Below are 2,801 nucleotides of genomic sequence, written 5' to 3' on the forward strand. Positions count from 1 at the left end.
CGCTTGGCCCGCTCCCAGGGCTTGGATCCCGGCCCTCCCGGCACCTGGGCGATGTACTCGTCCAGGACGGAGAGGGCCACATTGCTCATCAGCGGCGAGAGAATCGAACCCTGTGGAGTACCGGCAGTGGTGTCCCGGAGCACACGGTCCTCACCGAGGATCCCCGACTTCAAGAACGCCTTCACCAGGGCCAGGACGCGTTTGTCCCCGACGCGGGCCCGCACTCTGTCCATCAGGGCAGGGTGCGAGATTTCGTCGAAGCAGGCTTCGATGTCTCCTTCAACGATCCACTCGTACGACTTGGACGTGAAGAAGCGCACCTCGGCCACCGCGTCGTGAGCCCGGCGCTTGGGACGGAACCCGTAGGAACACGGGAGGAAATCCGCCTCGAAGATCGGCTCCAGCACCAGTTTCAAGGACGCCTGCACCACCCGGTCCGTGATCGTCGCGATCCCCAGACGGCGCAACTTGCCGCCCGCCTTGGGAATCATCCGCTCACGGACAGGAAGGGGACGGAAACTACGGTCCTTGATGCTGGCCCGTAGCCCGTCGAGGAACTCCTCGACGCCCATGCCCAACCCGATGGAGGCGGCCGTCCGGCCGTCCACCCCGGCGGTCTTCGCGCCCTTGTTGCTCCGCACCCGATCCCACGCAACCAGCAGAAACGCAGGATCGGCAACGAGACTGAACAGATCATCAAACCTGCGACGGTGATCGTCACGGGCCCAACGGTGCAGCTTGGTCTGGATCTCCAGTACCCGGCGTTCCGCCACATATATGGCGGCCTCCAGCTCGTCGGTGTTCACCGGCGACAACCTCCTGGCCTTCCCATACTTCCGCTGCTGACTTGCTGGCCCCCCTCGCCATGTACGCACCTCTCGTGCGCTCGGACTACTACGGGGCCTCCGCCACGCACCAGAACCCTCGGCCGACGACGGGCCTGCCCACCTGACGGCCGGATGCCGGCCAGGGAGGGCGGTTCCAACACGCTTCCCACGTTCACCACTTACCGATCGACGAGCGAGCCGTCCAGCTCTACCCCGGCAGCATCGCCACACCTACGCCGCAGGCATTCAGCGTGGCCTCCCCACCGGCATCGAGAGACCGGCTTCGAAGTCGCCACCCCTACGAACCAGCAGGTGGCATGCACTGCACCCGGCCCACATCCTCCAGGTTGGAGCCGGTGGAACCCTTACGGGACGTCAGACACTGGTTCCTCTCGTACGGCGTCTCGTCTTACTTGCCGAACCCGCGCCGTCTGGAAGTACCGACGCGTCCCGACGTTGTCAGGGCTGCTCTCACCTCACCGTGCGACTCCACGGATCGGCTGCCCTCAGCTTCACCGGACTGCTGCGACAGTCCGGCGTCAGGGGTCTTGCACCCCTGCCCGGTAACAGTGGCGCCTCGTGGCGCACCTCGATTTTGTTCCACTTCGAAGTGCCCGGTGGAAAGTGACAGACCGTGACCGTCAGGCCGGTCTCGGCGGCGAACGCGGCCAGTTCGGCCTTCCACAACCGGTAGCGGTAGCTGTTGGATCCGCCGGCGTCCGCAGTGATCAGTAGCCGGGACGCCGCAGGGTAATCGTGGCAGCCGCGGGCCTGCCACCAGCGATGGATCGAGGCGACCGCGAACACGGCCGTGTCGTGGTCGACGCCCACGTTCACCCAGCCGGTGTTCGCGGTCATGTCGTAGATCCCGTACGGGATCACCGTCTCCACCCGTGGGCCGGCGAAGAAGCTGTGGTCCTCGACCTCGACGGGATGGCCGGCCGGACGCCACTCCTGGCCGGCCACAGGCGGCTGCCCCAGCTGTTCCTTCTTTTTTGCGTCCACGCTGATCACCGGCTCGCCCACGGCCTGGTCCTCTTTGACCTGCCCGTTGATGTAACGGAACTGTGCGTCCCGGTCGGGATGTTGATCGCCTTCCAGGGTCTTGGCGGTGCCCTGCAGGCTGAACCCGTACTCCTTCAACAGCCGGCCCACCGTGGGCGCGGTGACGCGATGCCCCTGCCGGGACAGCTCGGCAGCCAGGTGCCGAAGCGACTTCGTCGTCCAGCGCGACGGCGACATCGGATCACCGCGCTCATCCGGTTCGACCAGCGCCATCAGCGCGGGAACCAGATGCGGGTCAACGGCCTCGGCCCGCATCCGCCCGCCACCGGGACGCCGGGCGCGGCCCTCGGGCAGCGGATCGACACCGGCTTCGAGCTCGAATACGCCCTTGCGGACGGTCGTCTCGCTGACTCCGGCTGCCCGCGCGACCAGGCGCACGCCCCCGTGGCCAAGCAGTCGAGCCTCGGTCGCCAGCGTCAGCCGCTGCTGACGCTCGTTCAAATGCGGGAGCAGGACCTCGAACCGTCGGGCCAGCCGGCCGCACACATCGTCGGATATTCGCACACCACATCAACGAGATCGTTCCCGCGAAGCAACGTGTTGTTCTTTGACGGCTTCACCTGCTGCGGAACTCCTTCCGCTATGCCGCCCGCCAGGACTGGGACAAGATCGCGAAAGTACTCAAGCCCGTCTACACCGCACCCGGCGAGGACGCAGCCACGGAACGCTTCCTGGAGTTCCAGGAGGCATGGGGCTGCAAGTATCCGGCGATCGTGAAGCTGTGGGAAGTCGGTTTCATACTGCCTGTCCTGTCTCGTAGTTGCTGTTCGTTCGCCGCTTGAGGTGGGAGGAGTTGGCCACGCGCTGTTTCCAGTACGCCTCGATGTTGTTGTCCCAGGCGATGCACCAGCGGCGGTGGCGGGCCTGGCGGGCGGCCATCTCGCCGCTGCGGATCCAGGGGTAGATCGC

General features: G+C 66.1%; 1 protein-coding gene and 2 pseudogenes. 1 reads left to right on the forward strand and 2 read right to left on the reverse strand.

Features of this window, described 5'->3' with window-relative positions; genetic code table 11:
• Both ABZV34_RS38215 and ABZV34_RS38220 read right to left on the reverse strand, forming a co-directional pair.
• Window positions 1–806 (reverse strand): reverse transcriptase domain-containing protein (locus ABZV34_RS38215; RefSeq protein WP_356287535.1); only part of this gene is annotated, 806 nt, incomplete at its 3' end.
• 603 nt (window positions 807–1,409) lie between these two features.
• Window positions 1,410–2,396: pseudogene (locus ABZV34_RS38220) on the reverse strand (ISAzo13 family transposase); the annotation flags it as partial.
• Window positions 2,397–2,446: 50 nt separating this feature from the next.
• On the opposite strand from ABZV34_RS38220, the pseudogene ABZV34_RS38225 reads away from it, so the two are divergent.
• Window positions 2,447–2,620: pseudogene (locus ABZV34_RS38225) on the forward strand (transposase); the annotation flags it as partial.
• Window positions 2,621–2,801: the final 181 nt, after the last annotated feature.

It is taken from the genome of Streptomyces sp. NPDC005195 (assembly GCF_040608315.1).
In the GTDB taxonomy this organism is placed as follows: Bacteria; Actinomycetota; Actinomycetes; order Streptomycetales; family Streptomycetaceae; genus Streptomyces; species Streptomyces kaempferi.